1 protein-coding gene is annotated in these 1,750 nt (G+C 72.9%); it reads left to right on the plus strand.

Annotated features, from left to right (window positions below; translation table 11 throughout):
* The coding region (locus PUR56_RS34260) for a beta-ketoacyl synthase N-terminal-like domain-containing protein (RefSeq protein ID WP_329951810.1) at positions 1-1,750 on the plus strand (1,750 nt) is incomplete at both ends.

Consider the following 1,750-nt stretch of genomic DNA (forward strand, 5'->3'; position numbering starts at 1 on the left):
CGGCAACGCGGGTCAGGCCAACTACGCTGCCGCGAACACGTTCCTGGACGCGTACGCGTCGGAGCTGCGGTCGCGGGGTGTGCCGGCGACGTCGCTCGCCTGGGGCCTGTGGGACGCGGGGATGGGTGAGACGCTCACCGATGCGGACCGGGAGCGGATGCGGCGTGGTGGTGTCCTGCCGCTGACCGCCGAGCAGGGGCTCGCGGCCTTCGACGCGGCGCTTTCCGGTGGACGGCCGCTGGTCGCTGCGCTCGCGGTCGACACCGCGGTACTCCGTGCCGCAGAGGCCGTGCCGCCGCTGCTGGCCGGCCTCGTGCCCGGCCGTGCCGTGGTCGCCCCGGCCGGCAGCCCGCTGGCCCGACGGCTGTCCGCGCTTCCCGGGCACGAGCGGTCCCGGGCACTGCTCGCCCTGGTCGGTGGCCAGGTCGCCGCCGTGCTCGGGTACGCGTCGTCCGACCACCTGGACCCCGAGCGGGCCTTCAGCGAGCTGGGATTCGACTCGCTCACCGCGGTCGAACTGCGCAACCGGCTGAACGCGGTGACCGGGCTGCGGCTACCGTCCACGCTGGTCTTCGACTACCCGAACGCCACCCTGCTGGCCGCGTCCCTCGACGAGCGGATGTCCGACGAGCACGGCCCGGCCGCCACGCCTGCCCGGCGCGTCCGGGTGGACGACGAGCCGATCGCGATCGTGGGGATGGCGTGCCGGTTCCCCGGGGGCGTCGCGTCGCCGGAGGACCTGTGGGAGCTGGTGGCGTCCGGGCGGGACGGGATCGGGTTCTTCCCCGAGGACCGTGGCTGGGACGTGGAGAACCTGTACCACCCCGACCCGGATCACCCCGGTACCTCGTACACGCGTGAAGGTGGATTCCTCTACGGCGCGGGGGACTTCGATCCGGGGCTGTTCGGGATCTCGCCGCGTGAGGCGCTGGCGATGGACCCGCAGCAGCGCCTGCTGCTGGAGGCGTCGTGGGAGGCGTTCGAGCGGGCGGGGATCGACCCGTTGGGGCTGCGCGGTTCGCGGACCGGGGTGTTCGCCGGTGTCATGTACCACGACTACGGTTCGCAGACCGCCGAGGTGCCGCCCGGTGTGGAGGGTTTCCTCAGCACGGGCAGCTCCGGCAGTGTCGCGTCGGGCCGGGTGTCGTACACCTTCGGTCTGGAGGGTCCGGCGGTCACGGTCGACACGGCGTGCTCGTCCTCGTTGGTCGCTCTGCACCTCGCGGTGCAGGCGTTGCGCAGTGGGGAGTGTGACGCGGCGCTGGCGGGTGGTGTCACCGTGATGGCGACGCCGAACACCTTTGTCGGGTTCTCGCGGCAGCGGGGCCTCGCGGCCGACGGCCGGTGCAAGTCGTTCGCCGAGGGTGCGGACGGCACCGGGTGGGGTGAGGGTGTCGGCATGCTGCTGGTGGAGCGGCTGGCCGATGCCGAGCGTCTGGGTCACCCGGTTCTCGCGGTGGTGCGGGGCAGTGCGGTGAACCAGGACGGTGCGTCGAACGGTCTGACCGCGCCGAACGGTCCGTCGCAGCAGCGGGTGATCCGCCAGGCGCTGGAGTCGGCGGGTCTGACGGCGCAGGATGTGGACGCGGTGGAGGCGCACGGGACGGGCACCTCGCTCGGTGACCCGATCGAGGCCCAGGCGCTCCTCGCCACCTACGGTCAGGGTCGTCACGGCGTTCCGCTGTGGCTGGGGTCGGTGAAGTCGAACCTCGGTCACACGCAGGCGGCGGCCGGTGTCGCGGGCATCATC

The organism is Streptomyces sp. BE303 (assembly GCF_036290945.1).
Lineage (GTDB): Bacteria > Actinomycetota > Actinomycetes > Streptomycetales > Streptomycetaceae > Kitasatospora.